14 protein-coding genes are annotated in these 17,678 nt (G+C 59.1%); 6 read left to right on the top strand and 8 right to left on the bottom strand.

From position 1 onward, the window contains the following. Nucleotides 1–35: 35 nt before the first annotated feature. The 5 genes from ACZ9BB_RS18200 to ACZ9BB_RS18180 all read right to left on the bottom strand — a co-directional run bounded on the left by ACZ9BB_RS18200 (nt 36) and on the right by ACZ9BB_RS18180 (nt 5,033). Nucleotides 36–737 carry an ABC transporter ATP-binding protein gene (locus ACZ9BB_RS18200; RefSeq protein WP_476215057.1) on the bottom strand — a complete coding sequence of 234 codons (702 nt, stop codon included), beginning with the start codon at nt 735–737 and terminating at the stop codon, nt 36–38. Then, nucleotides 738–1,505: a high-affinity branched-chain amino acid ABC transporter ATP-binding protein LivG gene (gene livG / locus ACZ9BB_RS18195; protein WP_476215055.1), complete on the bottom strand. Its 768-nt coding sequence runs from the start codon at nt 1,503–1,505 to the stop codon at nt 738–740. Continuing rightward, a complete protein-coding gene (locus tag ACZ9BB_RS18190) occupies nt 1,502–2,758 on the bottom strand; it encodes a high-affinity branched-chain amino acid ABC transporter permease LivM (protein WP_476215053.1) in 1,257 nt (418 codons plus the stop codon). Before ACZ9BB_RS18190 ends, livG begins: the two co-directional genes overlap by 4 nt. Then, on the bottom strand, nt 2,755–3,678 hold the full coding sequence (gene livH / locus ACZ9BB_RS18185; RefSeq protein ID WP_007935857.1) for a high-affinity branched-chain amino acid ABC transporter permease LivH: 924 nt from the start codon (nt 3,676–3,678) through the stop codon (nt 2,755–2,757). The genes ACZ9BB_RS18190 and livH overlap by 4 nt, the downstream gene beginning before the upstream one ends. A gap of 227 nt (nt 3,679–3,905) precedes the next feature. Then, complete coding sequence (locus ACZ9BB_RS18180) at nt 3,906–5,033, bottom strand: branched-chain amino acid ABC transporter substrate-binding protein (RefSeq protein WP_476215050.1); 1,128 nt, start codon at nt 5,031–5,033, stop codon at nt 3,906–3,908. Between the two features lie 348 nt (nt 5,034–5,381). Here ACZ9BB_RS18180 and ACZ9BB_RS18175 point away from each other — a divergent pair, with 348 nt between their 5' ends. Next, a complete protein-coding gene (locus tag ACZ9BB_RS18175) occupies nt 5,382–5,687 on the top strand; it encodes a DUF2288 domain-containing protein (protein ID WP_476215048.1) in 306 nt (101 codons plus the stop codon). Between the two features lie 1,075 nt (nt 5,688–6,762). Here ACZ9BB_RS18175 and ACZ9BB_RS18170 read toward each other — a convergent pair. After that, nucleotides 6,763–8,961, bottom strand: a complete 2,199-nt coding sequence (locus ACZ9BB_RS18170; protein WP_476215046.1) for a hypothetical protein — start codon at nt 8,959–8,961, stop codon at nt 6,763–6,765. A gap of 199 nt (nt 8,962–9,160) precedes the next feature. On the opposite strand from ACZ9BB_RS18170, the gene ACZ9BB_RS18165 reads away from it, so the two are divergent. Both ACZ9BB_RS18165 and ACZ9BB_RS18160 read left to right on the top strand, forming a co-directional pair. Continuing rightward, on the top strand, nt 9,161–10,057 hold the full coding sequence (locus tag ACZ9BB_RS18165; protein ID WP_476215042.1) for an NAD(P)-dependent oxidoreductase: 897 nt from the start codon (nt 9,161–9,163) through the stop codon (nt 10,055–10,057). 239 nt (nt 10,058–10,296) lie between these two features. Further along, nucleotides 10,297–11,646, top strand: a complete 1,350-nt coding sequence (locus ACZ9BB_RS18160; RefSeq protein ID WP_476215040.1) for a spinster family MFS transporter — start codon at nt 10,297–10,299, stop codon at nt 11,644–11,646. Nucleotides 11,647–11,760: 114 nt separating this feature from the next. Here the strand turns inward: ACZ9BB_RS18160 and rapA are convergent, their stop codons facing one another. Continuing rightward, the gene (gene rapA / locus ACZ9BB_RS18155; protein ID WP_476215038.1) at nt 11,761–14,607 is read right to left on the bottom strand and encodes an RNA polymerase-associated protein RapA; all 2,847 of its coding nucleotides are present in this window, start codon (nt 14,605–14,607) and stop codon (nt 11,761–11,763) included. Nucleotides 14,608–14,791: 184 nt separating this feature from the next. On the opposite strand from rapA, the gene ACZ9BB_RS18150 reads away from it, so the two are divergent. From ACZ9BB_RS18150 to ccoM, 3 genes are all read left to right on the top strand, one after another. Beyond that, complete coding sequence (locus ACZ9BB_RS18150; protein ID WP_476215036.1) at nt 14,792–15,133, top strand: aspartate-semialdehyde dehydrogenase; 342 nt, start codon at nt 14,792–14,794, stop codon at nt 15,131–15,133. A gap of 104 nt (nt 15,134–15,237) precedes the next feature. After that, the gene (locus tag ACZ9BB_RS18145; RefSeq protein WP_007935839.1) at nt 15,238–15,399 is read left to right on the top strand and encodes a hypothetical protein; all 162 of its coding nucleotides are present in this window, start codon (nt 15,238–15,240) and stop codon (nt 15,397–15,399) included. A 144-nt stretch (nt 15,400–15,543) separates the two neighbouring features. Further along, the gene (ccoM, locus tag ACZ9BB_RS18140; protein ID WP_018926882.1) at nt 15,544–15,660 is read left to right on the top strand and encodes a cytochrome c oxidase subunit CcoM; all 117 of its coding nucleotides are present in this window, start codon (nt 15,544–15,546) and stop codon (nt 15,658–15,660) included. A 167-nt stretch (nt 15,661–15,827) separates the two neighbouring features. On the opposite strand, the gene ACZ9BB_RS18135 is transcribed toward ccoM, so the two are convergent. Continuing rightward, nucleotides 15,828–17,303, bottom strand: a complete 1,476-nt coding sequence (locus tag ACZ9BB_RS18135; protein ID WP_476215033.1) for an inorganic phosphate transporter — start codon at nt 17,301–17,303, stop codon at nt 15,828–15,830. Between the last annotated feature and the right edge of the window lie 375 nt (nt 17,304–17,678).

The following is a 17,678-nucleotide window of genomic DNA, read 5'->3' as shown; positions in this document are numbered from 1 at the left end:
CGGCCCGAAGGCCGTTTTTTGTTTACCGCAAAGGCTTAACCGCCGAGGTACGCGTCGCGCACTTTCGGGTCGGTCAACAGCGCTTCACCGGTACCGGTCATCACCACCCGGCCGTTCTCCAGAACGTACGCACGGTCGGCGATTTTCAACGCCTGGTTGGCGTTCTGCTCTACCAGGAACACCGTCACACCGTCCTTGCGCAGCTGTTCGATGATGTCGAAGATCTGCTGAATGATGATCGGTGCCAGGCCCAGCGATGGCTCGTCGAGCAGCAACAGCTTGGGCTTGCTCATCAGCGCACGGCCGATGGCGAGCATTTGCTGTTCGCCGCCAGACATGGTGCCGCCGCGTTGGGCAAAGCGTTCTTTCAGGCGTGGGAAAAGTCCGAGGACCTTGTCCATCTGTTCCTGATAGTCGCCCTTGTCGGTGAAGAATCCGCCCATGGCTAGGTTCTCTTCCACGGTCAGGCGGGCAAACACCCGACGACCTTCCGGCACGACCGCGATGCTTTTACGCATGATCTGCGACGAGTCCTGGCCGACGAGTTCTTCGCCCATGTAGCGGATGCTGCCGCTGTGGGCTTGCGGCGAACCGCAGAGGGTCATCAGCAGGGTCGACTTGCCGGCGCCGTTGGCGCCGATCAGGGTCACGATCTCGCCCTGGCGGACTTCGACGTTGACGCTGTGCAGCGCCTGGATCTTGCCGTAGAAAGTGGAAACGTTTTCGAACTGCAGCATTTACGCTTCCCCCAGATAGGCTTTGATCACTTCAGGATTGTCGCGGATCTGCTCCGGCGTGCCGTTGGCCAGTGGTGTGCCCTGGTTGATCACGAAGATGTAGTCGGAGATGCTCATCACCAGTTTCATGTCGTGTTCGATCAGCAGCACGGTCACGTCATGCTCTTCACGCAGGGTGCCGATCAGCGCCTTGAGGTCGTCGGTTTCCCGCGGGTTGAGGCCGGCGGCCGGTTCGTCGAGCATGAGGATGCTTGGACGGGTCATCATGCAGCGGGCGATTTCCAGGCGGCGCTGCTGACCATAGGCCAGGGTGCCGGCCGGACGGTTGGCGAACTCCTTGAGGTTGACCTTGTCGAGCCAGAACTCGGCGTATTCCATGGCCTCACGTTCGCTGCGGCGAAACGCCGGGGTCTTGAACAGACCGGCCAGAAAGTTGGTATTCAGGTGCCGGTGCTGAGCAATCAGCAGGTTTTCCACGGCGGTCATTTCCTTGAACAACCGCACGTTCTGGAAAGTACGCACCACGCCTTTGCCGGCGATCTTGTGACCGGGCAGGCCTTCGATCGCTTCACCGTTGAGCTGGATGGTGCCGGCGGTTGGCTGGTAAAAACCGGTCAGGCAGTTGAACACGGTGGTCTTGCCGGCACCGTTAGGGCCGATCATCGATACCACTTGTTTCTCTTTGACGCTCAAGGCTACGCCATTGACCGCCAACAGGCCGCCGAAGCGCATGCTCAGGCCATCTACTTTCAGGATCTCTCTGCTCATTTACGCAGCTCCATGTGAGGACGTTGCATGGGCAGCAGACCTTGTGGACGCCAGATCATCATCAGCACCATCAAGGCGCCGAACATCAACATGCGGTATTCGCTGAAGTCACGCATCAGTTCGGGCAACAGGATCATCACGACAGCCGCGAGAACCACGCCCAACTGCGAGCCCATGCCGCCCAGCACCACGATGGCGAGGATGGTGGCCGACTCGATGAAGGTGAATGACTCTGGCGTGACTAGGCCCTGACGCGCGGCGAAGAAGCTACCGGCGAAACCGGCGAAGCAGGCACCCAGGGTGAAGGCCGACAGTTTGATCACGGTCGGATTCAGGCCCAGGGCACGGCAGGCGATTTCGTCTTCGCGCAAGGCTTCCCACGCACGGCCGATCGGCATGCGCAGCAGACGGTTGATCACGAACAGCGCGAACAGCGCCAGCAACAGCGCCACCAGGTAGAGGAAAACCACCTTGCTGACCGGGTTGTACGTCAGGCCGAAGAACTCGTGGAAGGTCTGCATGCCTTCGGCGGCCGTTCTTTCGAAGGTCAGGCCGAACAGCGTCGGTTTGGGAATGTTACTGATGCCGTTCGGTCCGCCGGTGAGGCCCGTCAGGTTACGCAGGAACAGACGGATGATCTCACCGAAGCCCAGGGTCACGATCGCCAGGTAGTCACCGCGCAGTCGCAGCACCGGGAAACCGAGCAGGAAGCCGAAGGTGGCCGCCATCATCCCGGCAATCGGCAGGCAGATCCAGAAGCTCAGGCCGTAGTAGTGCGACAGCAGCGCGTAGCTGTAGGCGCCCACGGCGTAGAAACCGACGTAACCCAGATCGAGCAGACCGGCCAGGCCGACCACGATGTTCAGGCCCAGGCCGAGCAGCACATAGATCAGGATCAGCGTGGCGATATCTACAGCACCGCGCGAGCCGAAGAACGGCCAGACCAGTGCGACGACGATCAACCCCATGATGATCCAGCGCTGGGTTTTGGGCAGGGTCAGGAAGTGGCTCGCGCTCGCCGGGATCAGTTTCCCCTTGGGCATCGAGCGCATGGCCGCCGAGTATTGATGGTCGAACAGCACACGCAGGAACATCAGTACCGAGCAGACGGTGATGATGATCATCGTGGAGGTACTGGCACCTTGCACTTCGAGATTGATGCCGGCGATGGACAGTTTCAGACCGAGTACCGGGTAGGCTACGGCCCACACCAGCAAGGCGCTGAAGAACGCCTGTTTAAAATTCCTGATCATACTTTCTCAACCTCCGGGCGGCCCAACAGGCCGGTTGGCCGGAATAACAACACCAGAACCAGAAGACCGAAAGCCACCACGTCCTTGTACTGGTCACCGAATATATCGGCGCCGAAGGCTTCGGCTACCCCCAGCACCAGCCCGCCGAGCATGGCGCCCGGAATGCTGCCGATGCCGCCCAGAACCGCCGCGGTGAAGGCCTTGAGGCCCACCAGGAACCCGGCGTTCGGGTTGATCACGCCGTATTGCATGCTCAGCAGTACCGCCGCCACGGCAGCCAGGGCTGCACCGATGACGAAGGTCAGGGCGATGATGTTGTTGGTGTTGATGCCCAGCAGGTTGGCCATCTTGATGTCTTCGGCACAGGCCCGGCAGGCACGTCCCAGACGTGAACGCGAGATGAACTGGGTGAGGCAGAGCATCACCACCAGGGTCACCACGAACACCAGGATCTGCATGTAGGAAATCAGCACTTCCTCTGCACCACCCGGACCGAAGCTGAAGCTGCCCGGAATCAGGTTGGGGATCGATTTGTCCTTGGAGTCCTGCGAGAGCAGTACGGAGTTCTGCAGGAAGATCGACATGCCGATGGCGGAGATCAGCGGGATCAGACGGTTACTGCCGCGCAGAGGGCGGTAGGCGATCCGTTCGATACTGTAGCCGTAGGCACTGGTCACTACGATGGTCGCCAGGAAAGCGGCGGTCATCAACAACGGCAGAGAATGGATACCCAGCATGGCCAGTCCGGCAAGGACGATGAAGGCCACGTAGGAACCGATCATGTAGACCTCGCCATGGGCGAAGTTGATCATTCCAATAATGCCGTAAACCATTGTGTAGCCAATGGCTATAAGGGCATAGGTGCTGCCAATGGTCATCCCATTAACCAGCTGTTGGAAGAAGTGATAGATCTCAGGCATTACAACGCTCCTAAAAACCTGATACGCATTTCACTGGTGGAGTCATGTTCCGGCCCGGGCTGTGTGGTCTGTGGCCACCTTCGCACGAGCGTTTGCCAGCGAACCGCTGGTGACGGTTTTAAGATTTTCAGGTGAATCAGTTCCCGGATCACGGGACCCTGACCCATTAACCTCGTAAAACAAAGCCCACTGCTTGCGCAGTGGGCTTTATGACTCATGGAGCCAGCTTACTGAGGCTTGACTTCAGTCTTTGGTTTACCGAAGTGCCACTCGTAGACCACGAACTTGAAGTCCTTCAGGTCGCCCTTGTCGTCGAACGACAGGTCGCCGGTCGGGGTCTTGAAGGTACCTTTGTGGATGGCTTCAGCCACCTTGGCGGTGTCTTCGCTCTTGGCGGCCTTGATGCCTTCGGCGATCACTTCGACAGCCGAGTAGGCCGGGAACACGAACGGACCGGTCGGGTCCTGCTTCTTGGCGGCGAACGCATCAACCAGAGCCTTGTTGGCAGGGTCTTGGTCGAAGGATTTCGGCAGGGTCACCAGCAGGCCTTCGGAAGCGTTCTGGGCAATTTGCGAGATGGAGTCGTTGCCGACACCTTCAGGCCCCATGAACTTGGCTTTCAGGCCTTTTTCCTGGGACTGGCGCAGGATCAGACCCAGCTCCGGGTGGTAGCCGCCGTAGTAGACGAAGTCGACGTTGGCTTGCTTGAGCTTCTGGATGATCGAGGAGAAGTCCTTGTCGCCGGCGTTGAGGCCTTCGAACACGGCAACCTTGACGCCTTTCTTCTCAAGGGTCTGTTTAACGGAGGTGGCGATGCCTTCACCGTATTGCTGTTTGTCGTGCAGCACGGCAACGATTTTCGGTTTTACGTGGTCGGCGATGTAGTTACCGGCGGCAGGGCCCTGGGCGCTGTCCAGACCGATGGTGCGGAACACCATTTTGTAACCACGGGTGGTGATGTCCGGGCTGGTGGCAGCCGGGGTGATCATGATCACGCCTTCGTCTTCGTAGATGTCCGAAGCAGGTTGAGTAGAGCTGGAGCAGAGGTGACCGACAACGAATTTCACACCGTCGTTGACCACTTTGTTGGCAACGGCCACGGCTTGTTTAGGGTCGCACGCGTCGTCGTATTCCTTGGCTTCGAGCATCTTGCCGTCGACACCACCTTTGGCGTTGATCTGCTCGATGGCCATTTTGGCGCCGATGAACTGCATGTCGCCGTATTGCGTGACCGGACCGGTTTTCGGGCCGGCGATGCCGATCTTGATGGTGTCAGCTGCGAACGAATGGCTGGCAACCCCGGCCAGAACCATAGCGGCAAACAGTCTGGAAATCTGCTTAGTAGCCTTATTCATAGTGCTCCACTCTTACTGTTGTAATTTTTATAGTCCTGGCGGCCTAGGTCGCAGAACCGGCTAGATAGTTGAATATCTCCCGGAAATGTCCCTGGCAACTGTACCGGTACAGTGTAGAGCGCCGGTCCTTCGCTTGAAAAGCTGGCTGCTGGGGACAAAACTTGGAGGTGTCGCCTTATTGACAGAAAAAGACAGAATTGCGGCGGGAGTTTAGCTCAATAGCGGCCTTGTTCGAGGCAATCCCTGGCTTTCCTGAGTTTCTCTATCAATGACTCCATTGAATCTGGGTTTTTCTGCCGGATCGGCGACGTTATCATTCACGTCGATTTCTTCAGCGGACAGCAACCCATGACTCAAGAACCTAGCACCCTCTATGCCAAGCTGCTTGGTGAAACTGCATCTATTACCTGGAAGGAGTTGGAGCCGTTCTTTGCCAAGGGTGCCCTATTGTGGGTCGATCCTGGTCTGGATTTGATCGCTGCGGCCGAAGCGGTAGCTACCGATGAAGGCGAGAAAGTGGCTGCCTGGCTGGCCGCCGACAAGGTCGCCAAGCTGTCTGAAACACGGGCGCTGGATCTTTTTGAACGCGATCCGCTGCTGTGGGCAGTTGTTGTTTCACCGTGGATTATGATCCAGGAAAGGGCGCAGGCTTGAATGTCTGCACCGATTTGGTGCTGGTCTTTGTCGGACAAAAGTGTGTAGCCGAGTAGCGTGATGGCAGGTTGCCGTAGAGAAAGGCCACGCCTGACGGTGACGTAAACGTAACGGGAACAGTTGGGTGAGTCGCCAAGGGCTGCTTAATTGTTTCTGGATGTTGGCATTTATGGGGTGAATCCAATGCCGCCATCGCGGGTATCTACACATCTTCCCGATTCGGTGTACATATCCATTACTGCGGTAATGGCCACTTAGGGTTCCGCCCTTACGGCGGGTCACTTGGAAAAGCCCCAAGTAACCAAGGGCTTTTGCCCCTGTCGTTCGGTGCCTCGCCCAGGCTCGGCATGCCCTCGCTCCGGTCCTGCTCCGTGGGCCCGCCGCGATCGGCCATCCATGGCCGTGCGCGGCTAACCCGGCATCCATGCCGGGTTGCCCACTGCGCAGAACCTGCACTCGGCCTCTCGAGGGGGCGGCGCGTCAATATCAAAAGCTGCAGGCGAGCTAACGCTCGGCCTGTTGAGTGGTGAAAAGCACAGCGCGCTGATTTGGATGTCTCTGATTTTTTGTGGGAGCTGGCTTGTCGCTCGTCGCATCGCGGCGATGGATGGCGGCCTGTCAGCCGACCAGTCTTCCCCGGATGTACCCCGTCAAACTGTGGGGCCTGCTCGCGAAGCTGTTGATCTTGCCGTTGCCGTTGCTTTGGCTTTTGATCTTGATCTGTCTGCCCCTTTCCCAGAGGCCGAACGCAGGTATTGCGCAGGGGGCACCGCGGCAAGGATGCCGCGGTAGCCGCCCCCGGCCATGGATGGCCGATGGCGGCGGGCCCCCGGAGCAATGCCGGAGTTGAGGGCATGCCGAGCCTAAGCGAGGCACCGAATGGCGGGGCAAGAGCCCTTGGTTACTTGGGGCTTTTCCAAGTGACTCGCTGTAAGAGCGAAACCGCCAGCGGCCGTGACCGCAGAAACGGATATGTACTCCAAAAACAGCAAGCCCCGGCAGTGAATCTCTGTAGCTTAAGAGATGTGTAGATACCTATGCCGCGATTGGGGAGACTCGGTCCCTTGGCCTGAACTCAATAAGCCGTCTTGCCCGTATGGTTATTCAAAGAAATAACCTTGGTCTTGCCAATCCGGTGACGGTAGATCTCGCGCAGGTACTTGATCGCCTTCTTCACGCAATCGCGCGACAAACGAATGTCATTGATCGAGACGAACTTGTCCTTGTCGTTGATCAGCTCGCGGTACTTCTTCTCGTACATCGGTTTGATCGCGTACCAGTTGGTGTCGAGGATTTTCGCCGGGTTTTCGAATTCGTTGAGCAGGTCGTCGATCCGGTCCTCGTCGAAGTCTTCATTAATGATGAAGTCCAGGATCGAGTTATCCAGGGTCTCGTCGAAGCGGTACGGGTTTTTCGCAAAGCAACGCTTGATAAACGCCACGATCAGCGTCAGGAAGTCGTCCGACAGGCACGGGCTCTTGGCGATCAGGGTGGTCAGCGACAGGTTGGCCGACGCACCGATCACCAGCGCGTAACGCTTGAGCGTGGTGTTGGGGAACAGGCTGTTGAGGTGGGTCTTCAACCGGTTCAGGTCCATGTAGGACAGCTTGTAGTCCTTGGGTAGCGAAACAATCGACACCACCGACGAGCAGTTCTTGAAGAAGTGCAGGTCGTGCAACGCGGCCGCGTCATAACCCGAATTCTTGTACTGCTCAAGCGAGGCGCGATAGCGCTTGGACTCGATCGGCAGCAGGCTGATGCCTTCGATCGCCTGGGTGACTTTGTTGAAGTGCGGCAGGTCGATGGAGCGGAAGAACAGGTCGTCGATGTTCAGGCGCTGCGGCTCTTTCTCGAACACCTTGAACTTGTCGCTGCTCGGCGCCGGGGTTTCCGGAACGACGGATTCGGCGTAGGCAATCGCCACGGGGCCGGCCAGACTCATGAACAGGTCGTTGGCGTCCAGGCGAATGGTTTCGCCAATGTCGATGCCGGCGCGACGGAAATAGTTCTGGTCGTAGTCGGTAGTGACTGCCTGCGCCGTCAGAATGTTGAAGATCTGCTGTGAGATGTACTGGTTGGCGTGCTTTTCCATGGCATTGACATCAATGTTCTGGATGTTGCCGTCATCGCTTTCTTCGGCATAGCGCATGATGTCGTTGGAGATCAGCATCATGGCGTTCCATGGGCGGATACGGCCCATGACACTGGCTTCGCTGCTGTCTTCGTTGGCGAAGTTGTAGGAGAAGTCCCACTCTTCCGACAGGTATTTGCACAGCAAGCGACCGGCGTTGATGTGCAGCGCCTCGGACATTTCACTGCGGTGATCGGAAATGTTCGGCAGTACGCAAATGCCACTGGTGAAAATCGGCTCGAAGACGAATGAATGACCGCTCTTGCCGTCGTGCTCGTCCATCGGCTTGGTGTCGAACGTCTTGTTCATGTACGAGTGCTGCTGGGCCAGGCCGAACTCCGAAGCCATGCCCGAACCGGTACCGCCGCCGGCACTGAAGATCGAGAAATACAGGCGCGACTGGTTGGCCTTGATGCCGCAGCTGTCGATCAGGTACGAGTGAATCATCTTCCAGTCAGGGCTGGAAAAGCGCTGGGTGTCCTTGTTCAGGATGATCTTGGCCAGGTACTGGCCGAGGATCGGCGCGTTACCGGCGCCACCGGCGTGGACTTCCGACAAGTCCATGATTTTCATTTTGCTGTAGTCGCGCAGGAAACCGCTTTTTTCGCCCTTGCGCGAGAAGCGGATGCGACCGGCGATGTCTTTGTCCAGGTCGCCGAGCATCACCAGCGGTTCGACCAGGAATACCGGTTTGCTGGCCTTGTTCGGCCCCAGTCGCAGGTTGTTGCGAATCCACTGCGCCGGACTGTAACCCTTCTCGGCGTAGCGTTTGTCCGGCGACAGACGGTCTTCGTTATTGAATTCGTTGAGGTAAAACTTGCGGGCGTTGTACACCAGCTCCGCCACGTCCAGTGCGATGTTCGAACCACAGCGGCCCAGGCCGATCAGGCATACCGACGGGAACTGCTGATCGTTGTGCTGTTCACTGTCGCCTTCCAGATGGGGCGGACGCGGGAACACCAGGTCACGCAGGCCATCGAGGTTGTCGAGGATGCGGTCGGTATTGGTTTCGGTGAAGTACAGGTATTGCTGAGTCGCCAGTGGACGTGACGGGGGCAATGGCTTCGACGATGAGGGGCTGTTCGCCGCGGGGCTCAGGGTCAGGTCGGATACCGCGGTGGCCGGATTGTTTTTAGAAGTCATTGTGCGCCATATACCTGGACTGGTCGGCTCGGCGACAAGGTTGTCATCGAGTCATCACGGAATGGGATCTCGCGTCTTTTCGTGGCGCGAATCTGGCCCGGGCGTCAGGGTCTTGCCCTGAGCGTCGCTCGGGGGAATCCTTTCCTTAATCATGATGAATCGGCCAATATCCGATGATCTTTAATCAAAAAGAGGCTAAATGATGGCAGCGTTACCTTCGCTGGGTTTTGCAGGAATCGGCTTGATGGGCTTGCCGATGTGCCGACGCCTGTTGGCGGCGGGTTATCCGCTGACGGTGTGGAACCGCAACCCGGCCAAGTGCGCGCCGCTGGTCGAGGCCGGCGCACGGCAAGTGGTGACGCCGGCCGAGCTGTGTCAGCACGCGGACCTGGTGATGCTGTGTCTGGCCGATACGGCTGTTGTGCGTGAGGTGGTGTTTGGTCCCGCAGGCGTTGCCGAGGGTGGGAAAAGCGGCCAGCTGTTGGTGGACTTTTCCAGCCTGGAACCCACAGCGACGCGGGAAATGGCGACAGCACTGGCCTGTAAAACCGCTATGAGTTGGCTCGATGCACCGGTGTCCGGCGGGGTGATCGGTGCCGAGGCCGGCAGCCTGGCGATCATGGTCGGTGGCGAGGCGGCAGACCTTGCGCGCGTGCGGCCGGTGTTGATGACCCTTGGCCAGCGCGTGACCCACATGGGCGCTGTCGGGGCAGGGCAGGTGACCAAGGCCTGCAATCAGATGATCGTCGCCTGCAATGCCCTGGTCATTGCCGAAGTGGTGGCCCTGGCCGAGCGTTCCGGGGTCGATGCGCACCTGATCGCCGAGGCGCTGGCCGGTGGGTTTGCCGATTCAAAACCGTTGCAGATTCTCGCGCCGCAAATGGCCGAGAGCCGTTTCGAACCGGTGAAATGGCACGTACGCACGCTGCTCAAGGATCTCGACAGCGCCGTGAAGTTTTCCCGCGAACAGGGCTCGGCCACGCCGATCAGCGGATTGGCCGCACAACTGATGCGCCTCCATGGGGGGCAGGGATTTCTGGAAAAAGATCCGTCGACGCTAGTGCAGCTATACCGCGAGCCAGACTCAAAGGATTGACGGTATGCGTGTGCTTGCGCTGGTTGATTTCGGCCAGCACCGGACACAACTCGGTCAGCGGCACCGGAGGTGGCCTTGGGGATGTCCTGAATGAACTGGCGGTCGGCCGCGCTAACGGCCATGGCTGGATATCAGCCTTACAAATAATGACAGACAGCACTGGCGGGCCTGACTAGATTGAAGGCTCCGGGCTTGAATGCGTTGGCAATGAAGCCCCATGACAATAAAGAGACGGACCCATGCAGAACTCGACCCAAGCGGCGAATGCCTGGCGCATTCTGTTCCTGCTGTTCCTGGCCAACCTGTTCAATTTCTTCGACCGCACCATCCCTGCCATTATCATCGAGCCCATCCGCATGGAGTGGCACCTCAGTGATTTTCAGTTGGGGATTATCGGGACTGCCTTCACTATCGTTTACGCCATCGCCGGCCTGCCCCTGGGGCGATTGGCCGATACCGGATCGCGCAGCAAACTGATGGGCTGGGGCCTGGCGACATGGAGTGGGCTGACCGCGATCAACGGGTTGGTGGGCAGTTTCTGGAGTTTCCTGATCGTGCGCATGGGCATCGGCATCGGTGAGGCCAGTTACGCACCGGCCGCCAACTCGCTGATCGGCGATTTGTTCCCGGCTCACCGACGGGCTCGGGCCATGGGTATTTTCATGCTCGGTTTGCCGTTGGGCCTGCTGCTGGCGTTCTTCACCATTGGCTGGATGGTCAAGGCGTTTGACAGCTGGCGTGCGCCGTTTTTCATTGCGGCGGTGCCGGGGTTGATCCTGGCAATGTTCATGTTCTTCATCAAAGAACCTAAACGCGGTGCGGCAGAAAGCGTGCAAGTGTCTCAGGAGCGCGTAGACCGACCGATCCGTCGAGTGCTGGCGGTGCCGACTTTCCTGTGGCTGGTGATGGCGGGGCTGTGTTTCAACTTTGCCACGTATGCCTGCAACTCGTTCCTGGTGCCGATGCTGCAGCGCTATTTCCTGATGCCGTTGCAAGAGGCGGCGGTGGCGACCGGGGTCATCGTCGGCGTGACCGGGTTGTTCGGCCTGACCCTCGGTGGCTGGATCGCCGACAAGATTCACCAGCGGGTGGCCAATGGGCGTTTGTTGTTTGCGGCGTTCAGCCTGATCATTTCGACGTTGTGCACGGCCTGGGCGCTGCACGCCGGACGGATCGAGATCGGGGTGTTTGTCGCGGTGTTCAGCCTGGGCTGGTTGTTCGCCTACAACTTCTATACCTGCGTGTACACGGCGATTCAGGACGTGGTCGAACCGCGCTTGCGCGCCACGGCCATGGCGTTGTTCTTTGCCGGGTTGTATTTGTTGGGCGGTGGCTTGGGGCCGGTGGTGGTGGGCGGTCTGTCCGATCACTTCGCCCATGCCGCGATGCTCTCCGCTGGCGCCGAACAGATGACCGAGGCGTTCAAGGCTGTCGGCCTGCATGACGCGATGTACCTGATCCCGGTGGCGTTGTTCTTCACCATGGTGTTTCTGTTTTTGGCGTCGCGGTGTTTTGTCAGGGATGCCAAGCGGATGAAGGAAGGGTTGGTGGTGGTGGTTGAACCTGCGGGTTCTGCGGTGACTGCCTGATCGCTATCGCGGGCTTTCCCGCGATGAGGCCCTCAAGAGCACAACAACTATCAAACACACAAAAAAGGCCCGCATCGCTGCGGGCCTTCTTATTTTCAGCGATGGAGCAGGGGATTAACCCGCCACCAACACCCGAATCGCTTCCAGTCGCAGCGCCGCCTTGTCGAGCATGGCCAGGCCTTGCTCACGCTGCTTACGCAGCGCAACCAGTTCACTGTCGCGCACGGTCGGGTTGACCGCTTGCAGCGCGGTCAGGCGTGCCAGTTCTTCGTCGGTATCCGCCGCCAGACGACGTTGTGCCTCGGCCACGCGCTCGGCGTGACGCGGGGTGATCTTCTCTTCGCCGGCGTTGATCCGTGGCGTCAGCTGGTCGCGCTGGGCCTGGATGAACTTGTTGGCGCTGGCGCGGGGCACGCTTTCCAGTTGATCGTTCAGGGTATCGAACGACACCCGGGCCGACAGGTCATTGCCATTGGCGTCGAGCAGGCAACGCAGGGCGGCCGGCGGCAGGTAACGGCCCAGTTGCAGCGAACGCGGGGCAACCACTTCGCTGACATAGAGCAGTTCCAGCAACACGGTGCCCGGTTTCAACGCCTTGTTCTTGATCAGCGCCACGGCGGTGTTACCCATCGAGCCGGACAAGACCAGGTCCATGCCGCCCTGAACCATCGGGTGTTCCCAGGTGATGAACTGCATGTCTTCGCGAGACAGCGCCTGGTTGCGGTCGTAGGTGATGGTCACGCCTTCGTCGTCGCCCAGCGGGAAGCTGGCGTCGAGCATTTTTTCGCTTGGCTTGAGGATCAGCGCGTTTTCCGAATGGTCTTCGCTGTCGATGCCGAAGGCGTCGAACAGGGTTTCCATGTAGATCGGCAGGGCGAACTGATCGTCCTGCTCGAGGATGTCCTCGACCAACGCATCCCCTTCGCCAGCGCCGCCGGAATTGAGCTCCAGCAAACGGTCGCGACCGGTGTGCAGCTCGGCTTCCAGACGCTCGCGCTCGGTGCGGGCTTCGTCGATCAGCGCTTGCCACTCGCCGTCATCGGCCGTTTCCAGCAGTGGCAGCAGGCGTGGGCCGAACTGATGCTGCAGGGCGTTACCGGTCGGGCAGGTGTTGAGGAACGCGTTCAGCGCTTCGTGGTACCACTGGAACAGCCGCTCTTGCGGGCTGGTTTCCAGGTACGGCACGTGCAATTCGATGATGTGTTTCTGGCCGATCCGGTCGAGACGGCCGATACGCTGCTCCAGCAGGTCCGGGTGCGACGGCAGATCGAACAGCACCAGATGGTGCGAGAACTGGAAGTTGCGACCTTCACTGCCGATTTCCGAGCAGATCAACACCTGAGCGCCGAATTCTTCGTCGGCGAAATAGGCGGCGGCGCGGTCACGTTCCAGGATGTTCATGCCTTCGTGGAAAACCGTGGCCGGAATGCCGGAACGTACGCGCAGGGCGTCTTCCAGGTCCATGGCGGTTTCGGCGTGGGCGCAGATCACCAGCACTTTGGTGCGCTTGAGCATTTTCAGGGTGTCGATCAGCCACTCGACACGTGGGTCGAATTTCCACCAGCGCTCTTCTTCGTTGGCGTCCGGCTGGGCCTGGAAGCTGACTTCCGGGTACAGCTCGGCGTGATCGCCCAACGGCAGTTCGAGGTATTCGGCCGGGCATGGCAGCGGGTACGGGTGCAGTTTGCGCTCCGGGAAACCCTGCACGGCGGCGCGGGTATTACGGAACAGCACGCGACCGGTGCCGTGACGGTCCAGCAATTCGCGCACCAGGCGGGCGCTGGCTTCGGTGTCGCCATCGTTGACGGCGGTCAGCAGCGCTTCGCCTTCGTTACCGAGGAAACCGTGAATGGTCTTGTGCGCTTCAGGTGACAGGCGCCCTTTGTCCAGCAGCTCCTGAACGGCTTCGGCCACCGGGCGATAGTTTTCGCTCTCGGCGCGGAAGGCGTGCAAGTCATGGAAACGGTTCGGGTCGAGCAGGCGCAGACGGGCGAAGTGGCTGTCCTGGCCCAATTGTTCCGGGGTCGCGGTCAGCAGCAATACGCCGGGGATCGTTTCCGCAAGCTGCTCGACCAGGGAGTACTCAGGACTGACCTGATCTTCGTGCCACACCAGGTGGTGCGCTTCGTCGACCACCATCAGGTCCCAACCCGCCGCGAACAGTGCATCCTGGGCCTTTTCGTCCTCCACCAGCCACTCAAGTGCAACCAGCGCGAGCTGGGTGTCTTCGAACGGGTTGGTGGCATCGCTTTCAATAAAGCGTTCTTCGTCGAACAGCGCGACCTGCAGGTTGAAGCGGCGGCGCATTTCCACCAGCCATTGGTGCTGGAGGTTTTCCGGCACCAGGATCAGCACGCGGTTGGCGCGGCCCGAGAGCAGTTGGCGATGGATCACCAGACCGGCTTCGATGGTTTTACCCAGACCCACTTCGTCTGCCAGCAAAACCCGTGGCGCAATGCGGTCGGCGACTTCACGGGCGATGTGCAGCTGGTGCGCGATCGGTTGCGCACGCACACCACCGAGGCCCCAAAGCGCGGACTGCAACTGGCGGCTGGTGTGTTCCAGGGTGTTGTATCGCAGGGAGAACCAGGCCAGCGGGTCGATCTGCCCGGCGAACAAACGATCGCTGGCCAGACGGAACTGAATGAAATTCGACAGTTGGGTTTCCGGCAGGGTAACCACTTCGTTTTGCCCGTTGAGGCCGTGGTAAACCAGCAGGCCGTCGACGTCGTCGACTTCTTGTACGGTCAGTTTCCAGCCTTCGAAGTGAGTGATCGAGTCACCCGGCGAAAACCGCACGCGGGTGAGGGGCGCATTCCGTAGCGCGTACTGGCGAGTCTCGCCAGTGGCCGGGTAGAGCACGGTCAACAAGCGGCCGTCCTGTGCCAGAACGGTGCCTAAACCCAGCTCGGCTTCGCTGTCACTGATCCAGCGTTGCCCCGGTTGATACTGCTGCGCCATGCTGCCTGACTCCCACCTTGAAAAAGCGGGCTATCTTAACGGAATGAGCCTTCAGGACCAAAGGATTACTCATACAGGAACTGTCGAAGGCGGCTCCTGCCGGTGCATTGGGTCACAAGTTTTCGACCGATGGCTCAAGTCGCCATCCCCGCAGCCGACAGCCTGCTGACAGGAGACTAATAATATGTTGCCACCGATGCTCCCTTTGAGCGCCGTGCCGATCACCTCACAGCAGGATCCGATCCGTCAGCGCCCGGATATTCCGCCCGTGGTGCCGGTGCAGGAAAGCTCCAGCGAAAGCACGATCGACCTGCAAAACCGCGACCCTGAAGAGGCGCGCCTGCAGCTGCGCGAGGAACAGCGTCGGCAACAGGAGCGCGAGCGCCGTCGTCGTGAGGCCGATGAGGATCCTGAAGAGCATCTGGCGATCCCCGGTAATGAGCTCAATGCCGACAACACCGTGCCGGTGGTGCCGTTGATGGAGAATCAGCCACGCCAGGGGTTGTGGGTCGATATCGAGATCTGAAGTGTCGGATACTGGTCAGCGCCCGCGCCAGACCGCATTATTGGCGCAATCCTGTCGCCTTTAGCCGGCAGCTGAATTCATTTCCAAGCGATGCACTGAACGCCATGAGCCAAGATGACAAGCTGATCGACCTCAATTCTGAACGTGCCAAGCGGGTTCATGACCTTAATGAAAAGCGCTTGAACGAAGTGCGCCAGGCATTTGAGCAGGCGATGCCGTTGGGTAAAGCGAAGAAAAAGCCGAAGAACAAACCGAAAAAGCGTTGAAACACCCTGCATCTGTTGATGCAGGTCAGTTATTTCCCTTCCTTTACGCCCAGTCTCGGGCGGCATTGATCCCGGTCAATTTTCTCTCCTGCCCGATTGGTTAACTTAGCCCCATCGCAACAGGGCAAGTGCAGGAGGCCAGTCATGTTTTTCGACAACGTGGTGATCGCCGGAGTGCTGACTGTCGGCCTCATGGTTCTGTTTTTTGCAGGGTTTGGATTTTTTATCTGGAAGGATTCGCATAAGCGGAGAAAACCGTAGGTCTTTCTGGAGCAATGAGCACGCAAGGCATTTTGGGCGACTTCGGTCGCCCTTTTTTTGTTCGCAGTTTTCTATTGGATACACAGACCAACTGTGGTGTAGAGAAAAACAGTAGCAATAAAAAAGGCGCGAACCTTACGGAACGCGCCTTTTTTGTGCCGCTTGTATCAGCTACCCAGTGCCTTCGACGCCAGCCAGAACAGGCCGGCCGACAGGGCCACGGTGGCTGGCAGGGTCAGGACCCAGGCCAGCAGGATGGTTCTGACGGTGCCACCTTGCAGGCCGCTTTTGTTCGCGACCATGGTACCTGCCACGCCTGAGGACAGGACGTGGGTGGTGGAGACGGGCAGGCTGAAGATGTTGGCCATGCCGATCATGCTCGCAGTGGTGATCTGCGCCGACATGCCTTGGGCATAGGTCATGCCTTGCTTGCCGATTTTCTCGCCGATGGTCAGTACCACGCGTTTCCAGCCGACCATGGTACCCAGGCCGAGGGCCAGTGCGACCGCCAGAATCACCCAGAACGGGGCGTATTCAGTGGTGGTGGTCAGGTCCTTGCGCAGTTTGTCCAGGTCAGCCTTTTCACGGGCAGCGAGGCCAGGCAGCTTGCTGACTTTCTTCGCCGTGTCGTCCAGGCAGAGCAGGTAACGACGCACTTCGATGCGGCTTTCCGCCGGCAGCGAGTGGTAGTCGGCTACACCCTTGAGGGTGTCGAGCAGGGCGGCGATGGTCGGTTCGGTCTGTTGCGGGTTGCAACGGAATTTCTCCGGCAGATCACCTTGCACGCTCTTGCCCAGGGCCAGGTATTCACCCAGCGTATCGGCATTGCGCTTGTAGAACTGGCTCAGGTGCAGGGTCGCATCGCGAGTCCGCTCGATCTGATAGGTGGTGCTGCCCAGGTCGAGTACGAACTGCGCCGGCACAATACCGATCAGCACCAGCATGATCAGGCCGATACCTTTCTGGCCATCGTTCGAGCCGTGCACGAAGCTGACCGCCATCGCCGAAATCACCAGCACCAGACGGTTCCAGAATGGCGGGTGCTTCTTGTCGTCGATCTTGCGGCGCTGTTCCGGGGTCTTGTGCATCTTGGACAGCGGACGCCACCATTTAAGACCGATCAGCACCAGGGCGGCGATCAGGAAGCCGGCCATTGGCGAGAACACCAGGGACGCACCGATATCGATCGCCTTCTGCCAGTTCACCCCGTCGGCCAACGGAATGTCGTTGATCAGGGCGTTGGCCAGGCCGACACCGAGGATCGAACCGATCAGCGTGTGGGAGCTGGAGGCGGGGATACCGAAGTACCAGGTGCCCAGGTTCCAGGTGATGGCGGCGGCGAGCAACGAGAACACCATGGCCAGTCCGTGACCGGTGTTCACATTGATCAGCAGTTCTACCGGCAGCAGGTGAACGATGGCATACGCCACGCCCACGCCGCCCAGCAGCACGCCGAGAAAGTTGAACACACCGGAAAAGAACACCGCCAGATGAGGCGGCATGGCTTTGGTGTAGATAACAGTGGCCACCGCGTTTGCAGTGTCATGAAAGCCGTTGATGAACTCGAAGGCGAGGACAAAGGCCAGGGCGAGCAAGAGGCTCACAAGCACCCAAGCATCCAGTCCGCTGAATAAATCGATCATGAAGGTTTTCTGACCCGGTCGTAAGGGGGCGCGATTATGCCAGAAAAGATGGGTAATCGATGCACTAGCTGCTCATCGGTTACATTCTTCAACGAATTAATTTGCGGCAGTCCCCTGAGCCCCGGGCTTTTTCAGGATTTTCCAAGTGATTGAGTTTTCTTGGAAAGGCAGCAGCCACAAGGCTTTCTCCCATCGAGACGAGAGACTTGAACGCTTGTGTGAAATATCTGAGAAGAGAGTCGGACAGGAGCCATTTACCTCATCCAATGGATGAGGGGACCGCCGCCCGCTTGTAGCGGGCGCGAAAAGCATCATCGATACAACCCGCTTTTAACGGGTGCAGACGCAGGCTCTTGAAAGGATTCAAGCCGAGGC

The organism is Pseudomonas sp. TE3552, from assembly GCF_056278945.1.
Note: the sequence above shows the minus strand (reverse complement) of the source record. Positions and strands in the feature narration are given on the sequence as shown.

Excerpts from the sequence above, each read along its gene's own strand:
- ACZ9BB_RS18200 (WP_476215057.1), bottom strand. The coding sequence starts at position 737 with ATGCTGCAGTTCGAAAACGTTTCCACTTTCTACGGCAAGATCCAGGCG.
- livG (WP_476215055.1), bottom strand. The coding sequence starts at position 1,505 with ATGAGCAGAGAGATCCTGAAAGTAGATGGCCTGAGCATGCGCTTCGGC.
- ACZ9BB_RS18190 (WP_476215053.1), bottom strand. The coding sequence starts at position 2,758 with ATGATCAGGAATTTTAAACAGGCGTTCTTCAGCGCCTTGCTGGTGTGG.
- livH (WP_007935857.1), bottom strand. The coding sequence starts at position 3,678 with ATGCCTGAGATCTATCACTTCTTCCAACAGCTGGTTAATGGGATGACC.
- ACZ9BB_RS18180 (WP_476215050.1), bottom strand. The coding sequence starts at position 5,033 with ATGAATAAGGCTACTAAGCAGATTTCCAGACTGTTTGCCGCTATGGTT.
- ACZ9BB_RS18175 (WP_476215048.1), top strand. The coding sequence starts at position 5,382 with ATGACTCAAGAACCTAGCACCCTCTATGCCAAGCTGCTTGGTGAAACT.
- ACZ9BB_RS18170 (WP_476215046.1), bottom strand. The coding sequence starts at position 8,961 with ATGACTTCTAAAAACAATCCGGCCACCGCGGTATCCGACCTGACCCTG.
- ACZ9BB_RS18165 (WP_476215042.1), top strand. The coding sequence starts at position 9,161 with ATGATGGCAGCGTTACCTTCGCTGGGTTTTGCAGGAATCGGCTTGATG.
- ACZ9BB_RS18160 (WP_476215040.1), top strand. The coding sequence starts at position 10,297 with ATGCAGAACTCGACCCAAGCGGCGAATGCCTGGCGCATTCTGTTCCTG.
- rapA (WP_476215038.1), bottom strand. The coding sequence starts at position 14,607 with ATGGCGCAGCAGTATCAACCGGGGCAACGCTGGATCAGTGACAGCGAA.
- ACZ9BB_RS18150 (WP_476215036.1), top strand. The coding sequence starts at position 14,792 with ATGTTGCCACCGATGCTCCCTTTGAGCGCCGTGCCGATCACCTCACAG.
- ACZ9BB_RS18145 (WP_007935839.1), top strand. The coding sequence starts at position 15,238 with ATGAGCCAAGATGACAAGCTGATCGACCTCAATTCTGAACGTGCCAAG.
- ccoM (WP_018926882.1), top strand. The coding sequence starts at position 15,544 with ATGTTTTTCGACAACGTGGTGATCGCCGGAGTGCTGACTGTCGGCCTC.
- ACZ9BB_RS18135 (WP_476215033.1), bottom strand. The coding sequence starts at position 17,303 with ATGATCGATTTATTCAGCGGACTGGATGCTTGGGTGCTTGTGAGCCTC.